This is a genomic window from Legionella sp. 227 (genome assembly GCF_043161935.1).
Classification (GTDB): domain Bacteria; phylum Pseudomonadota; class Gammaproteobacteria; order Legionellales; family Legionellaceae; genus Legionella; species Legionella sheltonii.
Window position 1 is genome coordinate 2,580,803 of sequence record NZ_CP171154.1, and the last position, 21,412, is coordinate 2,602,214.

Genomic DNA, 21,412 nt, shown 5'->3' on the forward strand with positions numbered 1-21,412 from the left:
AAAATAACCGATGACTCATTTAAAAGGACTGATTGTTGGGGTGGCAAACGAACATTCCATTGCCTGGGGATGTGCCAAAGTCTTGCATGAGGCTGGTGCAGAGCTTGCCATCACTTATCAAAATGAGAAAACAAAACAGGTTGCGCAACCCTTAGTTGATGGTATTTCTTGCTCGCTTTTCATGCCGCTTGATGTTACGGATGACTCGCAATTGGATGCCTTGTTTCAGAGTATCAAAACCCATTGGGGAACACTGGATTTTATGGTTCATGCGATTGCTTTTGCGCCCAAGTCTGATTTACAAGGTCGTGTCGTGGATTGCTCGCGCGAGGGCTTTATGACAGCCATGGATGTTTCGTGCCATTCGTTCATTCGCTTGGCAAAAGCTGCTGAACCGCTAATGACCAATGGAGGCTCAATAATCACAATGAGTTATTATGGTGCTGACAAAGTGGTAAAAAACTACAATCTCATGGGGCCAGTCAAAGCAGCACTGGAAACCTCAGTGCGCTATTTGGCGATGGAGCTTGGCAGCAAAAAAATTCGAGTCAACGCCATTTCTCCAGGCCCCATCAACACGCGTGCTGCATCAGGATTGGCGGATTTTGACCATTTGATGGAAAAAGCAGCCCAAGAAGCACCGCTGCATCAATTGGTCACTATTGATGCGATTGGTGAGGCCACCGCTTTTCTTATATCCAATCAAGCCCAATACATTACTGGCCAAATCATCTACGTGGATGGCGGTTATAATATTCATGATTAATTTAAAAGGGAGTGAATCATGGCATCGGAACACCAGCATCACCGACAACAAAAGCCACAAGAAGAGAAACATTTTTGGCGCACTCCTCCTGGCGTTATTGCCCTAATAATTATTGTCATTATAGGCTATTATCTCATTACTGAGCATGGGGCTCATATCGCAAGCCTCCTTGGTGCCTCGCCTTTTTTGCTGCTTATCTTACTCTGCCCATTGATGCATCTATTCATGCATAAAGGACATGGTGGGCATGGAGACAAACATCATCACAAGCCTGATGATGACGTGGATAATCATTCTTCTGAAAACAAGGAGTAACCACGATGGAACATGCTTCTTATGCCTATGGCTTCTGGTTATTGGTCATCGTCAATTCGGCGATTTTCATTCTATTTGCTTACAGTTTTACTCAATTTAAAACAGGGCGTGATTGGCGCACCTTTGGGACTTTTTCTGCGTTTGTGGTGGCCTATTTTACTGAAATGTATGGTTTTCCTTTAACCATTTATTTGCTGTCAGGATGGCTGACTCGGCATTACCCTGGGGTTAATTTATACGGCCATGACAGCGGTCATTTACTCCATACCTTTTTGGGTTTAAAAGGAGACCCTCATTTTGATGTATTTCATCTCTTAAGTTTTGTGTTCATCTTGGGTGGTCTGTGGATGATTGCTTCTGCTTGGGGTACTCTTTATCGTGCACAAAAAAACCATCAACTTGCCACAACAGGACTTTACGCCAAAATGCGTCATCCGCAATACGATGGTTTTATTCTGATTATGATTGGTTTTTTAGTGCAATGGCCAACCATTCTAACCTTAATCATGTTTCCTATCTTGGTTGTGATGTATGTGAAACTGGCGCATCACGAAGAACAAGAAACTCTTAAGGAGTTTGGAGAAGAATACAAAAAGTATGTAGAGAAAACGCCTGCATTTATCCCCAAATTATGGGCTTCTCCTCGGATGAGTTCATGAAATTAGTGATTCTCACCATGACTTTATTCCTTTCTTCATTCACCTATGGAGCCAATGCTCATTTAGTTCCAAAAGAAACAAAATCCAATGATGCGCCGCCAAAGATTGGCAACTTTGCATTGCCTTTATCGCAACAACCCGGCCCCTTGGTCAGCTTTGGCGAAAATATTATTGAAAAAAATGAGACTCAACTCTTTCTATTTGCTGATGATTTTGCTGGGGTAGAAAAACATTTTGTCGATGTGATGCCGGGTGTGTTGTATGGCATTACCGATGATTTATCGATTTTTATTAATGCACCGATGGCTGTGAGCTATCTGCAAAATAGAAAAAAATCCTCAGGATTTGAAGATGCCTTCGTGCAACTTGAAGATGCTTTTTATACGAAAAAAACGTCTTCTTTTGTAGAGCAAGCAACCCTGGTTATGAATCTGACGCTCCCTATGGGCTCAGCGCAAAAACAACCGCCAACGGGTTTTGGGTCCCCAAGTTTTTTTATAGGCAGCACACTATCTCGTATGTATGTCGATTGGTTCGCATTTGCATCATCTGGGGTAGTATTAACTACAAGGCATAATGATACAAAGTTTGGAAATCAATTTCTTTATCAGGGTGGTTTCGGAAGACATATTATTAACATTAAGGGATGGATGTTTGCATGGATGGTTGAAGGAGATGGACAATATACACAACGAAATAAAATCAATGGAGTAATCGATTTTAATTCAGGGGGAAATGTAGTCTATGTAACGCCTTCGCTCTGGGTTTCTTCAAAAAAACTAATTGTTCAGTTGGGTGTGGGGTTACCTGTTACCCAAAATTTATATGGGAATCAAACAAGGGCCTCTTATTTACTGGTGGCGAATTTGGGCTGGACTTTGTAAAGGATTACTGATGAATCAAACTCTTTTTTCAATGATTGTTTTTGCAATGAGCATTCTGGTAGGGTGCATGCCAAGGCCTCTGGAGCCTGATGCGAAAAACATCACGCTTATCTACGGTCAAAACACACAAATTACTAAAAATTGTAAGTTGCTGGGAAAAATATCGGGTAAGGATGTGCATGGTTTGAAGCTGCAATTTTCATGGGGATTGGAAAAGAATCTCAAAAAAGATGATGTCAATTTTCTTAAAAATGAAGGGGAAAAATTAAATGCCAATGTGGTCGTGTTTGAAAAACATCAAACCTTGGTTAAACGATACTATACGTTGAGCCCGAATCGGCATACAGATATCGAAATACATTCCATTGAAGGAAATGCCTATCGATGCCCTTCGCAAATAATACCCACAATAACACGATTAAATACCATCAACCATTCTGTTTATGAAAAGCCCGTTATCATCGAAGACAATTGAGCATAATTGCGTTAGTAATCAGGGAATTTTTATCCCAATATTAGGCTCGTAAATAGTATATAAGTTGTGTCGCGATAGCCACATTAGGATTTTTCTTCGGGAAAATGGGTTTTGGATTGGATGGAGATAATGGATTACTCTCATGGAAGCGCGTATTGTTTAGACTTGGCTTAAGGAGATGGATGCTTGCTGAGTGTTTCGATAAAATTCAGTGGGTTAGTAGAGCAATTCTTCTCCATTTAGTGTAAGCTGATGTTCTTCATCATAAAGGCTAAGATGAAATGCGAACATCTTATTTTTATTCAATTTTATTTTTAATGACCTTGACTATGCATACGAGCACTTATGCGAATGTTACACAACGTCCTGTTGCTGAGGATAGAGCCCTCAATGAACCTTTTTCTCTTTTGAATGATCAAGGCGTAGCTTATGCCCTAGGTCATGAAGTGCCGCAAAATGATGTTAAAGCCGTGAAGCGATTTCGTCAAGCTGCCGAACAGGGATTCCCCGTGGCGCAACGTAACCTTGGCATTATGTACGCATTCGGTAAGGGAGTTTTGCAAAGTGATAGGGAAGCCGCTCACTATTTTCGTAAAGCCGCTGAACAAGGAGATGTCATCGCCCAGCTGAATCTTGGTGTGATGTGTGCTACTGGAAAAGGGGTCACAAAAAATGAAAGCGAAGCTGTAACCTGGTTTCGTAAAGCAGCGGAACAAGGATTGCCGATGGCGCAACGTAACCTTGGTCTTATGTATGGCACGGGTAAGGGAATAACGCAGAGCTATTCTGAAGCGTTTAAGTGGTTTCACAAAGCAGCTCAGCAAGGAGACCCTTTTGCTCAACTTAATCTTGCAGCAATGTATGTTGATGGAAAAGGGGTTCTGCAGAGCGATACGGAAGCTTTCACCTGGTTTCGTAAGGCGGCAAAACAAGGGGAGAAGATGGCTCAACTGCATCTGGGCCTCATGTATGCAAATGGCAAAGGGGTAGCGCGAAATGACATGGAAGCAACCCAATGGCTTGATAAAGCAGCACGGCAAGGATTAGCTTTAGCTCAATTCAACTTAGGTACACGATATGCAGAAGGCTTGGGGATTGAACAAAATGATGCAGAAGCAGTAACATGGTTTAGTAAAGCGGCGGAACAAGGAAATGCTTTAGCCCAACTCAGCCTTGCGATTATGTTGTCTACTGGAAGAGGCATTCAACAAAGCGACATTGAGGCGGTTAAGTGGTTTGAGAAAGCAGCGGAACAAGGGGATGCCACTGCTCAGTACAATCTTGGGGTTAAATACATGACGGGTAAAGGTGTCATTCAAGATGATTCGAAAGCCGTTCAGTATTTTCGTAGGGCAGCAGAACAGGGGCTTCCCGAAGCACAGTTTGCCCTTGCTGCCGTATATCATGATGGGGTAGGCGTTCCGAAAAATGATGCTGAGGCAATGAATTGGCTTCGAAAAGCGGCTCAGCAAGGAAATGCTAGCGCGCAAATGCGCTTAAAGGCTATGGAGCAAGGCTAAATCGTACTTTTGTCTAACCTGTGAGTCGATGATATTAGCAACGATAATGACTCAGGAAGATTTATGAATAGGCTCTCTAGCCAGAATAATTCTAGAACACCCGGTGTTCTTTGGAAAAGAGGTGCATGGGGATTAAAAGCACTCAATTCTTTTTTCTTATCATTAGGATGATCGCTATGGCAGATAAAATACGTGGAAAGGTGAAATGGTTTAATAAAGACAAAGGATTTGGCTTTATTGAGAGTAGTGGCAAGGATTATTTTGTTCATTTTAGTGCCATTCAAGGCAGTGGCTTTAAAAATCTTCATGAAGGTTCTAGTGTTCTATTTAAAGCGGGTAAAGGGCCAAAAGGCCTGCAGGCGGAAGAAGTTGAGATTGTATAACAACTCATTATTTTTATTTTTTTAATAAGCATTCAAAACGAAGGAGTCGTTTATGGAACGAATGACAGTAGTGGTAACAGGAGGTACAGGCGGGATAGGTTCTGCAATATGCCAGCGTCTTGCGGCTGATTATCAAGTCATCGCATGTTATTTTAAAGGGGGCCAACATGACGAGGCAAAACGATGGCAAGACCGTCAGAGAGAGGCAGGTTATGATGTAGATATTCTCTATGGTGACACGACCCAATTTGCTGATTGTGAAAAGCTTACCGATTTATTAATGGAGCGCTATGGACGGATTGATGTTTTGGTCAATAATGCGGGGATTACTTGCGATACTACTTTAAAGAAAATGAGCTCATTACAATGGCAGCAGGTTGTTGATGCTAATTTGACTAGTGTCTTTAATATAACGCGCAATGTGTTACCTGCCATGCTGGATCAAGGCTATGGCCGAATTATCAGCATCTCATCAATTAATGGACGCAAGGGACAATTTGGGCAATGCAATTATGCCGCGACCAAGGCCGCCATATTTGGTTTTAGCAAAAGCTTAGCCCAAGAAGTTGCAAGTAAAGGAATTACTGTGAATACCATCTCACCAGGCTACATTGAAACACCCATGCTTTCTGCTATGCGAGAAGACATCTTAAAGTCAATCATTGCGCACATTCCTGTAGGCCGTTTAGGCAAGCCGCAAGAGATTGCCAATGCCGTGGCTTTCTTGGCTTCTCCCGAGTCTGGATTTATTACCGGCGCTAATCTGGATATTAATGGGGGCCAATACATGTAGATACCTACTGAAGATGGATTTTATATACTTAGTAGCCCAAACTTCAAGCTGGACAGAACCTCTTTAAAAATTATCATAAACTTCTCCTTGAGCTCAATGATTATTTTCGCTAGGTACTATTCCGCGAATGAATAATCGTGTTAAAGAAGCTTTTCTGTAGGTTATAAAAAATCTCAGAACACTATTCGTTAACATTTCACTGGTAAATCAAATCAATTAGGCTAAATGTATTAATATCTCCCAGGATACCTCACAATACAAACAATAACGCCGATTATTATTGCATCAGCTTTTTTATCAATTTTTATATTGCCCCAATTATCATTTTCGGCACGCAATTCAAAAGGATTAAATTCCTTTGATAAGGCTAGTTGTTTATATCTTCGCACAATAACCTCATTGTCTTCATTAAGCTGTGTTACAACTAAACTTCCTGGTTGGAGTTCAGAGTTAGGATCAATTATTAAAATATCATTTACTCTCAATTCAGGGTGCATGCTCTCATCTTTCATTTTTAGAGCAAATGCGTTTTCTCCAATACGAGTAGTGAGTTCAGCAGAAATAGGGATAAAGCTTATTTCATCTTGATTGTGTTCAGTTTTCAGTGTTTGAATGAATTTTTTCGGATCACAGGCTTGTTGGTGATCAAGTATTGGAATCAACGCTCCTAATCCTGGAATTTTTTTCGGTCTCTTCTCGTCGGTTAGGCACATCAAATAAGCAGGTGACACATCCAGTGCTTTAGCCAGTTGTTTTATTTCTTCTGGCCCAGGAGTTCTATCACCACGCTCCCAATTACTAATTCTGGATTGCTTAAGATCATCAGTTAACTCCTCAAGAGCTTTTCTAGTCAACCCCCTAGCTAAACGCTCCTCATGAATTCTTTGACCAATTTTTTCTTTTATATTCATATTAGTTAAACCAATTTATCCCAATAAGTGAAAATTTAAATTGACATTCGTACTTTATGTGTTAAATTGAAATTATTATTTACACGTATCGTACAACAATATTGATTGATATTAGTAAATATACCATAGAAATAAAATAATAACGAATTTATACACGGATTGAGAGTTAACAATGGATTTTTTGATTAATAGTGAGGAATTAGCTGCCCTTTGTGGTTTACCACATAACCAGCAACTTGCTTATTTAAGAGGAATACGGCCTTATATGGACGTTAAAACAGGCTTAGTTGGCATAAAACGTGGAATCAGTTATCAATCGATCGCTGAGCAACTTTATATTGAGCCGCACCAAGGTATTAAAAGCGAGAGCTGTTCGCGCATGCAAATACGCCGCGCCTTATCTGCTTTGGGACGCGCGGGGCTTATTACATTACAGTCCGAAGGCTTAAAATTAATTTTAAAATGTGATTTAGCCACAATGGGTTATTTCGTCCAAAATAAAGTAGACCTAAACCCGACACAGCAACTAGACCTATCTAAAAATCAGCAACGCCTTATAAATACAAGCTTATCAGAGACAGGCGCACTAAAACCCAACATAGATAAATCACCAAAAGCCGACACACCTCTAAAAGAAGATAATTATTATATTTTTTTATTATCACAATTCGAAAAATTTTGGGATTTGTATCCACTAAAAAAATCAAAGCAGAAAGCATGGGAAGCATTTCAAGCTCTTAATCCCACTGCTGAGTTATTAACGCAAATTTATTCATCTTTACAACAACAAATCCAGTTTTATCAGCAACAGCATAACCAAGGTCAATGGGTGGCTGCTTGGAAATTTCCTGCCAATTGGTTAGGACAACATTGCTGGGAAGATGATATTCAGAGTGATATGTGTCAGGAGACAAATAATGCAGTCCATAAAACAAATTATCAGAAACAACCCATTAGAGACAGCTTCTGGGAGTCATGTAAATCAGGCATTGAAGAAGAATCCGATGACAGCAACATCATCGAACTCAGCGCCTACCGAGGAACATCACAAGCGTATTGATCGCTTATTTTTGAGGTTTGCAGCTATGTACGGACAGGTTTGGCGTAGTCAATTTAAAAGCGATGAGTTTTTAGTTTTTGTTAAAGGTGAATGGCAACAAGGACTACTTGGCTATGCGGATAACATTCTTGAGCTGGCAATTGAGTTATGTCGAAAAAATAAGGAATTACCGCCAACCTTACCCCAATTTATTGATTTTTGTAAAAATTGTTCTAAGAAGAGCTCATTTTTTATACCTGATGAATCTCCAAAAAACAATAACCCAGAAGTTGCTAAAACCCATTTGCAGAAAATAAAACAAATTTTAAATATGAAAGTTAACTAAAAAGGAGAAGAAGATGTTGAGTCTAACTAGAAGAGTAGGTGAAAGCATTGTTATTGGAGAGGATGTATTTATCACGGTTCTAGCGTGTAAAGGGAATCAGGTACGCATTGCTTTTAATGCACCTAATTCAGTACCAATTCACCGTTATGAAATTTATCAAAAAATTCAATCTGAAAAGCAAGATGGTTTGGTCAATCCAACTAAGAGGTTTTGTCCGTCAATGCAGCAATCAATCCTCAATCACCATTAAAAAGGAGGGGTTACATGTCTTTATTAAATCAGTTCAGAAGTAACGTGTTAAGCAGTATCAACGCTCACACAGGCAAGATTTTTATACTTATTTGCTTGCTAATAATGGCTCAAGGAACCTTTGCAGCAGATGCTTTATCTTCTGCAGAGGAAGTAGTTAAGGACACCTACAATGGTTCGATAAAAACCTATCTTTATGTCGGAGAAGCAGTAGCGGCTGTTGTTACTTTGATGTTTACCCGAAATATTAAGACGCTTGGCGGTGTTGGAGCGATGGCTATTTTTCTAAACGTCGTTGCAATGCTGGCAGGGGTTTAAGATGGAAGATCCGAAAAAATACAAAACGCCTCAATATCTTAATGAACCTTATCGATTGATTATTTTTACACTCGATGAGGTCATGGTAGCGGCATTAACTCTCTACATATTTGGGGCTGTTTGTGGTTTTTTTGTTACCTCATTAATTCTAACCTGTGCGTTTCTATTTTTGATGAAACGCATGAAGGGGAATGAAGGTCCTTATTTTTATATCCACCTTTTTTATTGGTTCTTTTCTTTATCGCCTAAGTTGCGGGCAACACCACCGTCATGGATTAGATCGTTTTTGGGGTAACAGAATGAAAATAGAACAAAAAAAATCAGAGTTAATGAAGGAAAAAAAGACCAGAGTTTTGCTCATAAGTATTAGTAGTGTGTTGCTTGCTATGACATTCATGCAATCAATTACCATTGTAGCTTTATTGCATTATGCCCATAGCAGACACGAAACCCATTTCATCCCTCCTAAAATATCTCAAGAATTTACGCTTTCTGGAGCAGGTGTTTCGGAAGGCTATTTAAGAGATATGACCAATTTCCTAACGCAACTTCGTTTTAATATCACGTCAAGTTCGGCTACTTACCAATTTAATGCGCTCTTAGGATATGTAGCTCCCTCATTGTATGGCGACATCAGAGCACAACTGGTAAAGGAGGTCGAACAAATCAATCATGAACATTTATCCAGCGTGTTTTATCCATCGACCTTTGAAATTGATATCAAACATTTGAGTGTAAAAGTAATGGGACAGATGAAGCGTTTTGTTGGAGCGGATTTGATGTCTGATATACGGGAGACTTTTTTGATTAGGTATTCCTATGAATATGGCCTGTTAAAACTAACGAATCTTGAGAAGGTGTAATCATGAAACAAATGGCAATGATATTCAGCTTGGGCTTATTAATAGCGACAGCAGAAGGAGCGCAAATAAAAACAGTCAGAAATTATGAAGATATTTTTATTAATGCCTCAATTAAAGAACCCAATAATCTCATGTTAGAAGACGATCGCATTCAGCAAATAAAAGCACCTGGAAACACCTTGGTTGATGCATGCAATGGGAAGGCGAATTGCAAATTAATTGATGATACGACGGGCATTCTTACTTTTTTGCCATCACCTCTATACCACACCAGAGCTTTTACTATTAATTTATTGACTGAAAAAGGCTTTTTTTACAACGTGCGTGTAGAGCCAAAACCCATTGCTTCACAAACAATCGTTTTTAAATCCTATAAAAATCCTGTAATTCGTGCCCGGGCTCCACATACATCAAGTTATGAAAAGGTGATGGTTGGTTTTTTACGAGCTCTCGTGAATGGATATTTGCCAGAAGGTTTTACCCAAATAATACCCAAAAAGCCTACGGTCTATAAAGCACAAAAAACACAGCTAACACGTTTATTGACGGTTAAAGGCAATCGCATGCAAGGTGAGATTTTTGAAATAAAGAACGTAACTAATCAGCCTATTGATGCTAGAGAGTCCTGGTTTAATTGGCCTGGAACCAAAGGGGTGGCGCTTGCAAAAACCCATTTAGCGCCATTTGAAACTACTCGTTTGTATAGGATTAGCTAATATGTCTATTCAACTTAAAAAACAACAACAGATCCTTTTAGGAGTTGTTATCGGCGTTATAGTGTTTGTGATTGCGTGCTTTGCTTTATTGGGAAACAAGACCGCCAAATCCAAAGAGGTTGATAAACCAGCTTATAAAAAACACAGCTTAGCTAGCCCGATATCTACGGCCACTAATGAATCCCACTGGATTGAAAAAACACAAAATGCCTGGAGAGCTGAGCTTGCAAAATCAGAACTTCTTGGTAAAAACCTTAAAGCGCTAGGTGATGAAAAAGACAAGCAAGGCAAGCTTATTAGATCGCAAAAAGATGAAATCTCAGAAATGAAAGCAACCCTCTCTGAACTAAAGCATCAAATAGTTAAGTTACAGATAGAGCGTACTACTCCAGTGGATGGGGCATTAAAAAACAATGATCTACAAAATGGGTTATTACCCCGAGCAGATGAAGGGGCAGCGAACAACTCCATGGAGATGGATTCGGGATTTATTCAATACACAGCTAAGTTGAATAAAAAATCCAAGCCACGAATCAAAACACCCAATAATTATGTTTTCTCAAACACCTTTGCTAAAGCTGTTGTTTTACAAGGAGCCGATGCATCTGCGGGAGTTTTAAGCCAAGCCAATCCCGACATTATGATATTTCAAATAATCGATGATGGAATAATGCCGAATAAATACAGAGCACCTCTTAAAGGTTGTATGGTCAGTGCTTCTGTAATTGGCGATATATCAAGCGAGCGCGGAAAGTTTCGTACCGAGCGATTAAGTTGCATTCATTCCAATGGCACCAGTATCGATATCCAAGTTACGGGCATAATTTCAGACTCTAAAAATGGAATTCGTGGGCGTGCGGTATGGCGTGATGAGCCGATGGTGAAAAAAGCTTTTTGGGGGAACTTCTGGGAAAGCATGGGAAATATTGGCCAGCAATACTCCACTGATTACAGCACCTCGGCCCTTGGAAGTGTAGCAACAATTCAACCGGGAAAAATTCCTCTTGCAGCTGTTTCTAGTGGTGGATCGGGCTCTGCCAAAATGTATGCGCAGTACAACATCAAGCGTGCTGAAATGTACCACCCAATTATACAATTGCCTCCAATGGTAACAGTAGATGTGACTTTTCTTAAGGGTTTTTGGCTTGACGGGGGAACGGATACTAATGCGCCTGAACAATCAGAAGAAAGCCAAAATTCCAAAGTGGCTTTTGAAGCTCCCGCAGAGTCTGAGACTGCTGAAGAAAAAGCCGCCAATCAATTTTTCTATAAAAATCACTCGTTTTAAGGACATATAGATCATGAAAATTTTAATTACTTTATTACTGCTACCTTGTGTTGTTTTAACCGGTTGCGCCAAATTGAATGAGGACTTTGATTGCCCAGCTCCCAATGGAGGATCGTGCAAACGCATGGACGAGGTTTATGACATGGTAAATGGTAAAGGCAAATCCTTGGCGGTAACGCCTGCCAGAAATCCTATGGTGATGGATGGACGACCTGGTCAGCCTGTGCGTTATGGAGAAGGAGTGATGCCTCTTTGGATAGCTCCTTATGAAGACACTGATGGCAATTATCATCAAGCTAATCGGGTTTATAGCGTGGTGAAGGAAGGACAATGGATGCAGCAGTCACAATTGGCTTCAAAATAAGGAGAGCCATTATGTTGTCTACACTAAAAAAAGCGAGTCTTGCAGTCAGAAACACCCGCACTACTTTAAGTCATGCGACAGGCTCACTACTGGAAACATTGCGAGAAGAGCTTGGTATGACAGATGCGCATCATAAAAAACAAATTGAAGCGCTATTGGATACCTATTGCTTGGCACCTTATTTACCGGATGAGGTCTACGATGCAGAAGCTGATATTTATCCTTACAAACAAGCCTCTCATATGATGTTTGAATGCTCGACACTAATCGGTGCCAGTGAAGAAACTGTAACTATTCTTACCAGTATATTAACGGATATTTTGCCACCGGAAAGTTGTTTTCATGCTTTGTTTTGGGCATCTCCTAAAATTGGCCACATGATTGATGAAATGGAACATCAACGCAATCAAGGCAGTGAGGTTTTAAAAGCCCTGGCACACCGAAGAGCTGAATTTTATCGCAAAGGAGTGTATGGCTCATTAACTAAAGAAAGTAATTTTGTTTTGCGTGATTTCCGACTTTTTCTATGTATTTCGATTCCACGAAAATCTATAGAAGATGACCGTTTGTTGCTTGGCAGTCTGCGCGAAGACATTAGCAATAATCTAAAGTCAGTCAACATTATGTGTAAGGAACTCTCTGTGGAACAAGTAATTAGCTTAAAGCGTGAATGGCTCTTTCCAACCGAGAGTTTATATGAAGAAAAAACTAATTATGATGCAAATACTGAAATTCGCTTCCAACTTACTGATATTGAAGCGAGCATGCGAGTTACGTCGAATCAAATAGAGATTGAGCGCGAAGAAGATACCCGCGTGATTAAATGCTTGTCCGTCAGGCAATACCCTAAATCTCCTATGCAATGGCAAATGGGTGATTTGTTTGGAAAATTGTTTAATGCCTCATTGCAAATAAGCTGTCCTTTTCTTTTTAGTTTTGCAGTACGAATTAAAGATAAAGACAAGGTGATGGCAGCATTAGATGCCAAGTATGCCGATGAAGGCCAAAATGCCAAACAGCCCTTTATTGCCAAATGGGTCAAAAATTTTAACAAAAAATACGCAGAAATCGAGGAGTTAAGAGAGCGCTTAAGCTCTGATGACTCTTTAGTTGATTCGTATTATAACGTTTTATTGTTTACAACGCCTGATAATGTCCGTCGCGATGTGCGACGTGCTAAGGATGTATTTCGTGGCAATCAATTTGATTTACGTACGCCAACAGGCTTGCAGCTACAAACACTTCTGGCATCCATGCCCTTTGCACCAGCTGAGGGCATGTTTGATGATTACAAATCATTTGGACGAGTAAGACCTTTAACCAGTTTTAATACAGTTAACTTATTACCTATCCAGGGTGAGTGGAAGGGTGCAGGGCGATTTGCACAAGTTTATCCACAAAGACGAGGCCAATTTACTGCTATTTATTTTTTTGACAACGTAGTCAGAAACTACAATGTCGCCATTGTTGCCCCGCCTGGAAAAGGAAAATCCTTCTTAATGAATGACTACATTCAAAGTCTGTTATCCCAGGGCGGCTTTGTTTATATTATTGATGTGGGTGGTTCCTACGCAAAATCGTGTGAGATGTTGAACGGACAGCTCATTGATTTTAATCATGACACCGAAATTAGCCTAAACCTCTTTTCAACAATTGATGCACAAGCCAAAAATGACACCGCATTTAAAGACGTTCACAATCAATTAATTCAGCTCGTTGGTATGATGGCAAGACCATCCGGTAACGTCAGTGATGAAGAACGAAGTCATATTGAGAAAGCCATTGAGGCAATGTGGCGACAACATCACAATGCTACAACAATCACTCTTATTGCTCATCACTTAGAAGCGAGTCACGATCCTATTTCTCAAAATATTGGGCGGCTGTTGTATAGCTATACTAAAAACGGTCGTTATGGCAATTATTTTGAACCGACTTGCTCACTGGATTTTAAAAGAAATTTAGTCATTTTGGAGTTGGGTGGTCTTGATGGAAATAAGGACTTACAACGCATTGTATTAAAAATCTTAATGTATCAAATTACCAATGCTATGTATTACACGCCAAAGCACATTCCCAAAAGCTGCTTGATTGATGAATCCTACGAATTACTTTCAGACAATGGCACGGGCGGCAGTGCTAATTTTGTGAACGAGGGCTATCGGCGAGCGCCTAAATACGGTGGTAATTTTATTACTGTGACCCATGGCTTAGATGATTATGACAATAATCCAACTGCCAAAATGTGTTACGACAATGCCTATTATAAAATCTTTTTAGGTGCCTCAAAAAGTACGATTGATACTTTAAAAACGAGTAATCAGCTGGATGCTTATGGTGAGCGTTTAATCCGCAGCCTTAAAATAACTAATGAATACTCTGAATTTTTAATGATGTGTGAAGAAAATTCAACAGTGCATCGTTTGATTGTTGATCCATTTTCACGCGTGCTAAACACTACACGTGGCCCTGAAGTAGAGGCTTTGAAACGATTAATGGCAACAGGTTTGCCATTAGCTGATGCCATTTCCAAGGTTGCTCAGGAGGTCTACGGTTATGTTTAAGACAACCAAAGTAGCCATACAGGCTGCACTCTTCACAAGCATCTTTGTTAACGGGATTTTTTATTGCGCAGCTAAGCGGCCAGAAATTGCAACCGTTGATATCCTGGCTATTACCTCTCAATTTATAAAAAAAGAGGCACAAAAAAATCATTCAACTCCTGAAAAAGAATTGGCAATCAAAGATTTTTCTCATCGTTTGGAAGAGGCTTTGAGCGATTTATCGCGCTCCAAATCATTGATTTTAGTCCCAAGAGAGGCCGTGATTAAGGGCAGTCCTGATTATACAAACGTTCTAATGGATAGAGTTGGTTTGGAGTCTAAATCGTGAAAGCGCTTCTATTGATTATTTGCCTGCTTTATCTACCCATCGCGAATGCTAAGGATTTTGGCGTATTAGGAAAGACTTTCGTAATAGCTGAAATGGACTTTTTAGAGTACATCCAGCAAAAAATAGCAGGTATGCAGGCCAATGGTGAATGGAAGAGGGTTCAGTCTGAATTTAAAAACCGGGTAAAGGAACATTTGGCGCGCCCAACACCTACAAATTTGCCCAGGGCAGAGGTAGATAAAACGTGGTTTTTTAATCCATCACTTACTGTGCCTTACGATGTGAAAGACAGTTATGGGGAAGTAATCGTGAAACAAGGCACAGTAATTAATCCATTGGAGCGAGTTGGCTTAAGCAGCACACTTATTTTTTTTGATGGTGATGATGAAGAGCAAGTGTCATGGGTTGCGCAAGAGCTAAGACAGCACCAAAAAGTCAAATTAATCCTCACCGCAGGCTCTGTAAAGGATGTTGCCAACCTGTTTAAACAAGCCATCTACTTTGATTTAAATGGATTTTTGGTCTCCAAATTTCAAATAAAGCATTTGCCGGTTAGGGTTGTGCAAGCAGGGAAGCGTCTACTAATTAATGAGGTGAGTATATGAAGTCCCTTTTTATGTTCCTTGCTTTTATTATTACCGGAGTAACAGAAGCAGGTTCGTGCCACGGTCGTTTTGTTAATCCCATCACCGATGTGTGTTGGTCGTGTTTGTTCCCCTTAAGTTTAGGGCAAATGAATCTCATTTCTTCTAATCATTTACCAGACACTAAAAATCCTAAGTTGCCTGTTTGTGAATGTCCAGGAAATCCTATCCCACGTCTTGGATTAACGATTGGGTACTGGGAGCCTGTCAACTTAGTCGATGTTACACGTACCCCTTTTTGTTTAGTTAATTTAGGGGGAATCTCCTTAAATTTCGGTAAATATTATCGCAAGGGTGCGGTGGAAACAGACAGCAACTTGTCCAATCAATCCTTTTATCATGTGCATTGGTACAAATTTCCATTGATGTACTGGCTGAATGTATTAACCGATGGTATTTGTGTTGAAAAAGGCGATTTTGACATTGCCTACCCCAGCGAATTAGATGTGATGTGGAATGATGATGAACTGGGTTTTATCATCAATCCTGAAGCAGTATTGTTTGGTAGTTTGCCAGCACAAGCAGCCTGTGCTGCCGATGCAAGTACTGCCTTACTGGGAAGCGCCATTGATAAACTCTTTTGGTGTGCTGGAGCCCAGGGAAGTATGTATCCCTTAACAGGACATGTGCAAGAACACGTTGGAGGAGTTCAAGCTTCTGTGTTGCTTTCTGAACGTATGAATTACAAACTGCATCGCCAAGGACTACTGGAGGATACGGTAGGACTGGACGATTCGACAAGCAGCACAAAATCCATTTGTCATACGCATTATTCCCCTATTTTACCCAAATCACGTTATCGCTATCAGATGGTTAATCCTTTACCAACTACTAACGCTTGTTATCCCTTGGGGCGTGCTACGAGCTTATGGGAGGCAGGTCACGAATATCCATTTAAAGGTGAGGATTTTGGGTATCTGATTTGGCGTAAGCGCAACTGTTGCGCTCTTTAATGATAGGAGCAGTGATGAACCCCGCATTCTTAGTTGTATTATTCTTTTTTTCAGCATCAGTGCTTGCAGCAGATGAGGCTTATATTGCCACTATTGAATCAAATGCTAAAAATCGAGCCAATGTCTTTACTCAAGAAGTAAAACAAATCAATAAAAGCCTTGAAATCTCAAAAAAATCAAACCAAATCATCGAGTTCTCTCATGAGATGAGCCAAGCATCTAAAGCACAAGAGCCTATAGCTACTCACTTGAAGAAGGTCAGTCAGGTTCTGGTGTTTTTATCATTTTCAATGCCAGAAAGAAGTTTGCAGGCTTGGCTTCTACAGTGCAAACAAAGTGGCGCAACTCCCGTAATTCGTGGGTTGATTCATAATTCGTTTAAAGAAACGATGACTGCTATCCAGACGTTAAGTCAAAAAACAGGGATTGGAATGCAGCTGGATCCGATTCTTTTTAAGATGTTTGAAGTCACTGCGGTTCCTGCTGTGGTTTATGTCAAAGACATGCCTCTTTGTCCTGCCAATATGGACTGTAAGCCAGTTGATTACGACAAACTTTATGGTGATGTATCTCTGGATTACGCCTTAGAAAAAATAGATGGCGAGCAATCCATGGAAGTGCCTTCGTTAAATCAAATGATTCTTCGACTAAGAGGAGAGCAAGTCAGATGAAATACATCATTTTTATTTTTTTGATATTAAGCACACAAGTCAACGCGCTTGATCTCAAGCAAGCCTATAAAGAAGGCGCCCAGACAGGAACAAGTCATGCGAATCAATCCATTGACTTGTTGAAAGAGCTCGATCTTAATAAATTTCCTGGTTATCAAACGAATCTGCCGCAGGAACATTATTACAGCGGAGTCACTCAGGAAAATACGGGTCTTGAAGCGGACTCACAAACAGTTGTAGTTGATAATGAATCAGGGAAAGCAGTTAGCGAAAGCTTCAATCACCGACCTGTGTATCAAGTAAATCAATCTTCCGAATCCATGCAAAAGTTGAATCAAATCGCGGAAAATGGGGATGCAATTATGCTTGGGCAAAACACTGATAAAACCACCTGTTCTTTAAAACCCAAAGAGTGCCACTATTCTTGGCAGGAAAAAACATGCCTGACTAGCAAAGGATTAGGAACACTGCATTGTGCCAGAAATCTGCGTTTGGAACTCTCACCTTACAAAACAGAAAGTTATACTTTATCTCTGCAAAAAAAGGGAAGGAGCACCAAACCTTTTAAGGTCTCAGTTAATTTTGCTCAAACGGATACTTGCCAGCAGGGAAAAAATCCTTGCTATACGATATATAAAGATCAAGTAACAGCTCCTTCAATTCAATTCCCTGATCATTGTGCCATGGTTAAAGTGAACATTATTGATACAAAGGGTTTGGTAGTGGTGGAGCAAACTTCTACTTGCGCTAATCCAGCCTTATCACTGGTGGTAGGAAAGTGTCGATATGGACGTTGCACCATTCCATATTTTCACTCCGTGACAATGACAGTAGAAATCTATCAAGGTAAGGAGTATTGGGATGATCAGTGTCAGCATTTAAACAATAAGGAACAAAAAGGATTATGCCACATTACAGCACCCTTAACCTGCACAGAACCCAATCAAACACGGATTATTGGGGAAGTTCCGTTTACACGTCCTTGTTGGAAAGAGCGAGCAACCTATAAATGTGGTGATGAAGGACAAAATAGTTGTGATGGCATCATAAATGAAGGTTGTGAACAAACTGCTTCAATATGTATCAAGGAGGAAGGTGGTCGCTGTAAAACCTATCAGCAAACTTATCAATGCCCACAAAACCAATGCACCGATAATCAATTACTTTGTGGCGAGGGCGCATTTTGTCTGGAGGGTGATTGTGCAACACATGAATATAGCCCTGCCAACGAAGATGATTTTAAAAAGGCCATGTCTACATTGTCCTCGGTATCTGATGCATCGAAAGACTTTGATGTAAATGCCAATTATATTTTTAAAGGGCAATTGCTTGAGTGTTCAACAACAATGCTTCACTTTAAAAATTGCTGCAGTGATTCTGGGTGGGGTGTTGATTTAGAACTAGCCCATTGTAGCGATAGTGAGAAAAAATTGGGTAAAGCTCGAGAAAACAAGCTGGTTGTTCCAACAGGCCGGTATTGTTATAAACGCAGAAAATTTCCTGGCGGCTCCGTATGTACCGATACCCATGAAACCTATTGTGTCTTTCAATCTAAATTAGCCCGCATTGTTCAAGAACAAGGACGGCGAAATCAATTGCACATCAGTTTTGGCAACGGAAAGCACTCTAATTGTTCGGGTATTACGCCAGAACAAATGCAACTCATTCATTTTGAATCAATTAATTTTTCTGAATTTTACGCCGAGGTAAAAAACAAACTTAAAAAACCTGATTATGGACAAACGGCTAATGGAATAAGCCAGCGCCTCAAGGAGTTTTATAACCAGGGAGATATTAATGGCTAAGTGGGTTTTTGTCTTTCTGATTAGCATCAGTCCTTTGCTGCATGCAGAGCTGCCTTATCTTAACGAACATGAAGAGGGTTGGTATTGGCATAAGGATCCTAAAGTACACTCTAAAAAGAAAGAACGTGTGGTATCTCCTGTTATCAAGAAACCCGCAGATCCTGATAAAACATGGAAATTAATTGGTGAGCGAGTACAGCGTGCTCGTGCACAAGCTATTTTAAATCCAACCCGCGCTAACATAGCTAGGGCAAGGCGACTACAACGTTTGATTGTGGCACAGGCTAATCTTTTTTCCGAAAAATGGATGCTCGATTTATTAATCAATCCTGATCAAGATGAAAGTCTTGTTAATCCGAGTGGCAGTACAGCACGTGATATTTATAACCAGCAAAACAGCATGCAAAAAGAAAGAGCGATTGCTCAAATTAGCCAGACATCGGGATTGCTGTATTTCTATAAAGGCGGAGAACCCTTCAGCGAGCGCATGGCGGAGGTTGTGAGTGACTTTGCTAACAGTTATCACATGACCGTAATTCCTATTGCCATGACTGATCATTTCTCTCCATTACTTCCTAATTCCCGGGTGGACTCAGGTGAGGCGAATCAGATGGGCGTAAAACATATTCCTGCCGTCTTTGCTCTTAACCCAGTTTCTAAAAAAACTATGCCAGTTGCCTATGGTCTGATCAGTCAATCGGAACTGAAAGAAAACATCTTAATGGCAACCAATGCTTTTCAATCAGGGGAATACAATGCGCAATAAATCAGCGGTTGGAATAGTGTTAGTGATGTTATTTGCGTCCTGTGTGTATGCAAATCGTTCTGATACATCACTTAATATGCTTGCCAAGCAACAAGGATTTTTCTTCTTTTACAGTTCCAGTTGCCCTCATTGCCAACGCTTTGCACCGATACTAAAACGTGTTAGCCAACAGTATGGCTTTAGCGTAGTCGCAATTTCCGTTGATGGCGGCTTTTTATCATCATTTCCTGATGCGGTAATGGAGGAAGGACAAAGCAAGGTATTTCAAGTCAGCGTTTTTCCTTCTCTATTCTTGATTAACCCAAAGAATCAATTAGCACGGCTTGTAACCGAGGGCAATATTGATGAAGGTGAGCTTATAAATCGCCTACTAAAGATGAGTCAGACACATAACGAAGAGGTGGTTTTATGAAAAAAATAATTTTGTCGTGTGCTCTGATTAGCACCCTTGGTATATGCCATGCTAAATCAATAGGGGATGATTTAACAAGTTATTTTAAAGCCCTTAGTATGGGTGCGAATGTAACAGAGCCTCATGCTTATCAGGCACAGCGTGCCGGTTTTTATACGGGTGGTAATTTGTATGCCAGAAGTAGTGTACGTAATCTACAAATCATGCGTTTGAACTGGCCTAAAGTATCCGCAGGCTGTGGTGGTATTGATGCTACCTTTGGCGGCTTTTCCCATATCAAAGGTAAAGAGTTTGTCGATTTCACAAAAAATATATTGAACAACTCACAAGGATTGGCTTTTCAATTGGCCTTAGAGCAAGCCACTCCGCTTTTAGGTAATGTGGCAACTAAATTACAAAATGTGGCTACCTGGGTGAATCAATCAGGGATGAACTCGTGCCAGATGTCTGAGAGTGCGGTGCTTGGTTTATGGCCTCGCACCCGCCAGGCACAACAACATGCCTGCCAATCCATCGGTCAATCCAAGAACCTTTTTTCTGATTGGGCAGAGGCGCGGCAAGGTTGTGGTAAAGGCTCCAGCAATTACGATTACGACCGAGTGATTAATGAAAACAGCAGTAATGAGCAAGTAGTAGACAATACGAATGTGGCATGGAATGCATTAAAGAAAAACGGCTTATTTGCTGATGACACCGAATTAGCCCAGCTCATGATGACTTTATCAGGCACTTTAATTCTTACTCGCGATGCAGATGGAGTGCATGTCCAACGGCTGGCTTCCTTAGTGAGTAACAATAATTTAATCAGCGCGCTTTTACGTGGTGGTGAGGTGAAAGTCTACCAATGTGATGAAAAGGTGAAATGTTTACAGCCAACATTAACCAGTAAAACCATTGATATGAGTCATGGTTTAGAGTCAAAAGTTCGTGACCTTATCTTGGATATGGCCAGTAAGATTAAAGACAATGTGGAGCAAAGCGAAGCCGCTAAAGGATTGATTGAGTCCACCCAATATCCAATTATGAAAATGGTCAGCGTGCAACTGGCCTTTATGAAAGAGAGCGCGGTAATTGACACCACTCGATATTCAGAAGCCATTGCCATTGATATTTTGTTTCAATATTTGAATGAAAACCTACAACTCATCAAACAAGCAGCAGGTACTCTGCAATACCCAGAAGCAATCATGAAAGAGTTTCAATCTGATCTTAACCAAGCTCGTCGTGATCTGACGCAAATGGAAGGCACAGCGCATCAACGTATGAGCATGGCGATGCAAATGATTCAGGAAACCCAAACCATCGAGCAAATGTTGGTCGGTGAATTTTCATCAGAGCTCACTCAATCTTTGAGTTGGGCTAATCAATTGAGGTAAGTGC

27 protein-coding genes are annotated in these 21,412 nt (G+C 40.5%); 26 read left to right on the plus strand and 1 reads right to left on the minus strand.

Going from position 1 to position 21,412, the window contains the following annotated elements:
• Window positions 1-10 precede the first annotated feature (10 nt).
• From fabI to phbB, 8 genes are all read left to right on the plus strand, one after another.
• Window positions 11-766 (plus strand): enoyl-ACP reductase FabI, encoded by a 756-nt coding sequence (gene fabI, locus ACF8MK_RS11120; RefSeq protein WP_392536719.1) that lies wholly within the window; start codon window positions 11-13, stop codon window positions 764-766.
• An 18-nt stretch (window positions 767-784) separates the two neighbouring features.
• Complete coding sequence (locus ACF8MK_RS11125; RefSeq protein WP_392536720.1) at window positions 785-1,081, plus strand: DUF2933 domain-containing protein; 297 nt, start codon at window positions 785-787, stop codon at window positions 1,079-1,081.
• A gap of 5 nt (window positions 1,082-1,086) precedes the next feature.
• On the plus strand, window positions 1,087-1,740 hold the full coding sequence (locus ACF8MK_RS11130; RefSeq protein WP_392536721.1) for a methyltransferase family protein: 654 nt from the start codon (window positions 1,087-1,089) through the stop codon (window positions 1,738-1,740).
• On the plus strand, window positions 1,737-2,624 hold the full coding sequence (locus ACF8MK_RS11135) for a hypothetical protein (protein ID WP_392536722.1): 888 nt from the start codon (window positions 1,737-1,739) through the stop codon (window positions 2,622-2,624). The genes ACF8MK_RS11130 and ACF8MK_RS11135 overlap by 4 nt, the downstream gene beginning before the upstream one ends.
• Before the next feature lie 10 nt (window positions 2,625-2,634).
• Window positions 2,635-3,099 (plus strand): DUF4156 domain-containing protein, encoded by a 465-nt coding sequence (locus ACF8MK_RS11140; RefSeq protein ID WP_392536723.1) that lies wholly within the window; start codon window positions 2,635-2,637, stop codon window positions 3,097-3,099.
• 329 nt (window positions 3,100-3,428) lie between these two features.
• On the plus strand, window positions 3,429-4,619 hold the full coding sequence (locus ACF8MK_RS11145) for a tetratricopeptide repeat protein (protein ID WP_392536724.1): 1,191 nt from the start codon (window positions 3,429-3,431) through the stop codon (window positions 4,617-4,619).
• A 176-nt stretch (window positions 4,620-4,795) separates the two neighbouring features.
• Window positions 4,796-5,002 (plus strand): cold-shock protein, encoded by a 207-nt coding sequence (locus tag ACF8MK_RS11150; RefSeq protein WP_265703917.1) that lies wholly within the window; start codon window positions 4,796-4,798, stop codon window positions 5,000-5,002.
• A 52-nt stretch (window positions 5,003-5,054) separates the two neighbouring features.
• Complete coding sequence (gene phbB, locus ACF8MK_RS11155) at window positions 5,055-5,795, plus strand: acetoacetyl-CoA reductase (RefSeq protein ID WP_392536725.1); 741 nt, start codon at window positions 5,055-5,057, stop codon at window positions 5,793-5,795.
• Window positions 5,796-6,025: 230 nt separating this feature from the next.
• Here phbB and ACF8MK_RS11160 read toward each other — a convergent pair whose 3' ends face one another.
• Entirely contained in the window at window positions 6,026-6,706 is a 681-nt protein-coding gene (locus ACF8MK_RS11160; protein ID WP_392536726.1) for a helix-turn-helix domain-containing protein, read from the minus strand.
• A 172-nt stretch (window positions 6,707-6,878) separates the two neighbouring features.
• Between ACF8MK_RS11160 and ACF8MK_RS11165 the strand changes: the two genes are divergently transcribed.
• The 18 genes from ACF8MK_RS11165 to ACF8MK_RS11250 are packed head-to-tail and all read left to right on the plus strand — an operon-like array spanning window position 6,879 to window position 21,408.
• Complete coding sequence (locus tag ACF8MK_RS11165; protein ID WP_392536727.1) at window positions 6,879-7,766, plus strand: hypothetical protein; 888 nt, start codon at window positions 6,879-6,881, stop codon at window positions 7,764-7,766.
• Window positions 7,711-8,091, plus strand: coding sequence for a Vir protein (locus ACF8MK_RS11170; protein ID WP_392536728.1), 381 nt, complete (start codon window positions 7,711-7,713; stop codon window positions 8,089-8,091). The genes ACF8MK_RS11165 and ACF8MK_RS11170 overlap by 56 nt, the downstream gene beginning before the upstream one ends.
• 13 nt (window positions 8,092-8,104) lie before the next feature.
• On the plus strand, window positions 8,105-8,341 hold the full coding sequence (gene csrA / locus ACF8MK_RS11175) for a carbon storage regulator CsrA (protein WP_392536729.1): 237 nt from the start codon (window positions 8,105-8,107) through the stop codon (window positions 8,339-8,341).
• Window positions 8,342-8,355: 14 nt separating this feature from the next.
• On the plus strand, window positions 8,356-8,658 hold the full coding sequence (locus ACF8MK_RS11180; protein ID WP_058387894.1) for a type IV conjugative transfer system pilin TraA: 303 nt from the start codon (window positions 8,356-8,358) through the stop codon (window positions 8,656-8,658).
• 1 nt (window position 8,659) lies between these two features.
• On the plus strand, window positions 8,660-8,953 hold the full coding sequence (traL, locus tag ACF8MK_RS11185) for a type IV conjugative transfer system protein TraL (RefSeq protein WP_392536730.1): 294 nt from the start codon (window positions 8,660-8,662) through the stop codon (window positions 8,951-8,953).
• A 4-nt stretch (window positions 8,954-8,957) separates the two neighbouring features.
• Entirely contained in the window at window positions 8,958-9,521 is a 564-nt protein-coding gene (gene traE, locus ACF8MK_RS11190; RefSeq protein WP_392536731.1) for a type IV conjugative transfer system protein TraE, read from the plus strand.
• Between the two features lie 2 nt (window positions 9,522-9,523).
• Window positions 9,524-10,237, plus strand: coding sequence for a type-F conjugative transfer system secretin TraK (gene traK, locus ACF8MK_RS11195; protein WP_392536732.1), 714 nt, complete (start codon window positions 9,524-9,526; stop codon window positions 10,235-10,237).
• A gap of 1 nt (window position 10,238) precedes the next feature.
• Window positions 10,239-11,525: a TraB/VirB10 family protein gene (locus tag ACF8MK_RS11200; protein WP_392536733.1), complete on the plus strand. Its 1,287-nt coding sequence runs from the start codon at window positions 10,239-10,241 to the stop codon at window positions 11,523-11,525.
• A 13-nt stretch (window positions 11,526-11,538) separates the two neighbouring features.
• Window positions 11,539-11,889: a type IV conjugative transfer system lipoprotein TraV gene (traV, locus tag ACF8MK_RS11205; RefSeq protein WP_392536734.1), complete on the plus strand. Its 351-nt coding sequence runs from the start codon at window positions 11,539-11,541 to the stop codon at window positions 11,887-11,889.
• 11 nt (window positions 11,890-11,900) lie between these two features.
• Window positions 11,901-14,453, plus strand: a complete 2,553-nt coding sequence (traC, locus tag ACF8MK_RS11210; protein ID WP_392536735.1) for a type IV secretion system protein TraC — start codon at window positions 11,901-11,903, stop codon at window positions 14,451-14,453.
• The gene (locus tag ACF8MK_RS11215; protein ID WP_392536736.1) at window positions 14,446-14,781 is read left to right on the plus strand and encodes a TrbI F-type domain-containing protein; all 336 of its coding nucleotides are present in this window, start codon (window positions 14,446-14,448) and stop codon (window positions 14,779-14,781) included. The genes traC and ACF8MK_RS11215 overlap by 8 nt, the downstream gene beginning before the upstream one ends.
• Window positions 14,778-15,386, plus strand: coding sequence for a type-F conjugative transfer system protein TraW (gene traW / locus ACF8MK_RS11220; protein ID WP_392536737.1), 609 nt, complete (start codon window positions 14,778-14,780; stop codon window positions 15,384-15,386). The genes ACF8MK_RS11215 and traW overlap by 4 nt, the downstream gene beginning before the upstream one ends.
• Window positions 15,383-16,378 carry a conjugal transfer pilus assembly protein TraU gene (traU, locus tag ACF8MK_RS11225; RefSeq protein WP_392536738.1) on the plus strand — a complete coding sequence of 332 codons (996 nt, stop codon included), beginning with the start codon at window positions 15,383-15,385 and terminating at the stop codon, window positions 16,376-16,378. The genes traW and traU overlap by 4 nt, the downstream gene beginning before the upstream one ends.
• A 14-nt stretch (window positions 16,379-16,392) precedes the next feature.
• Window positions 16,393-17,049 carry a type-F conjugative transfer system pilin assembly protein TrbC gene (trbC, locus tag ACF8MK_RS11230; RefSeq protein WP_392536739.1) on the plus strand — a complete coding sequence of 219 codons (657 nt, stop codon included), beginning with the start codon at window positions 16,393-16,395 and terminating at the stop codon, window positions 17,047-17,049.
• Window positions 17,046-18,854 carry a type-F conjugative transfer system mating-pair stabilization protein TraN gene (gene traN, locus ACF8MK_RS11235; RefSeq protein WP_392536740.1) on the plus strand — a complete coding sequence of 603 codons (1,809 nt, stop codon included), beginning with the start codon at window positions 17,046-17,048 and terminating at the stop codon, window positions 18,852-18,854. Before trbC ends, traN begins: the two co-directional genes overlap by 4 nt.
• Window positions 18,847-19,620, plus strand: coding sequence for a type-F conjugative transfer system pilin assembly protein TraF (traF, locus tag ACF8MK_RS11240; protein ID WP_392536741.1), 774 nt, complete (start codon window positions 18,847-18,849; stop codon window positions 19,618-19,620). The genes traN and traF (ACF8MK_RS11240) overlap by 8 nt, the downstream gene beginning before the upstream one ends.
• A complete protein-coding gene (gene traF, locus ACF8MK_RS11245) occupies window positions 19,610-20,032 on the plus strand; it encodes a conjugal transfer protein TraF (RefSeq protein ID WP_392536742.1) in 423 nt (140 codons plus the stop codon). Before traF (ACF8MK_RS11240) ends, traF (ACF8MK_RS11245) begins: the two co-directional genes overlap by 11 nt.
• The gene (locus ACF8MK_RS11250; RefSeq protein WP_392536743.1) at window positions 20,029-21,408 is read left to right on the plus strand and encodes a conjugal transfer protein TraH; all 1,380 of its coding nucleotides are present in this window, start codon (window positions 20,029-20,031) and stop codon (window positions 21,406-21,408) included. The genes traF (ACF8MK_RS11245) and ACF8MK_RS11250 overlap by 4 nt, the downstream gene beginning before the upstream one ends.
• Window positions 21,409-21,412: the final 4 nt, after the last annotated feature.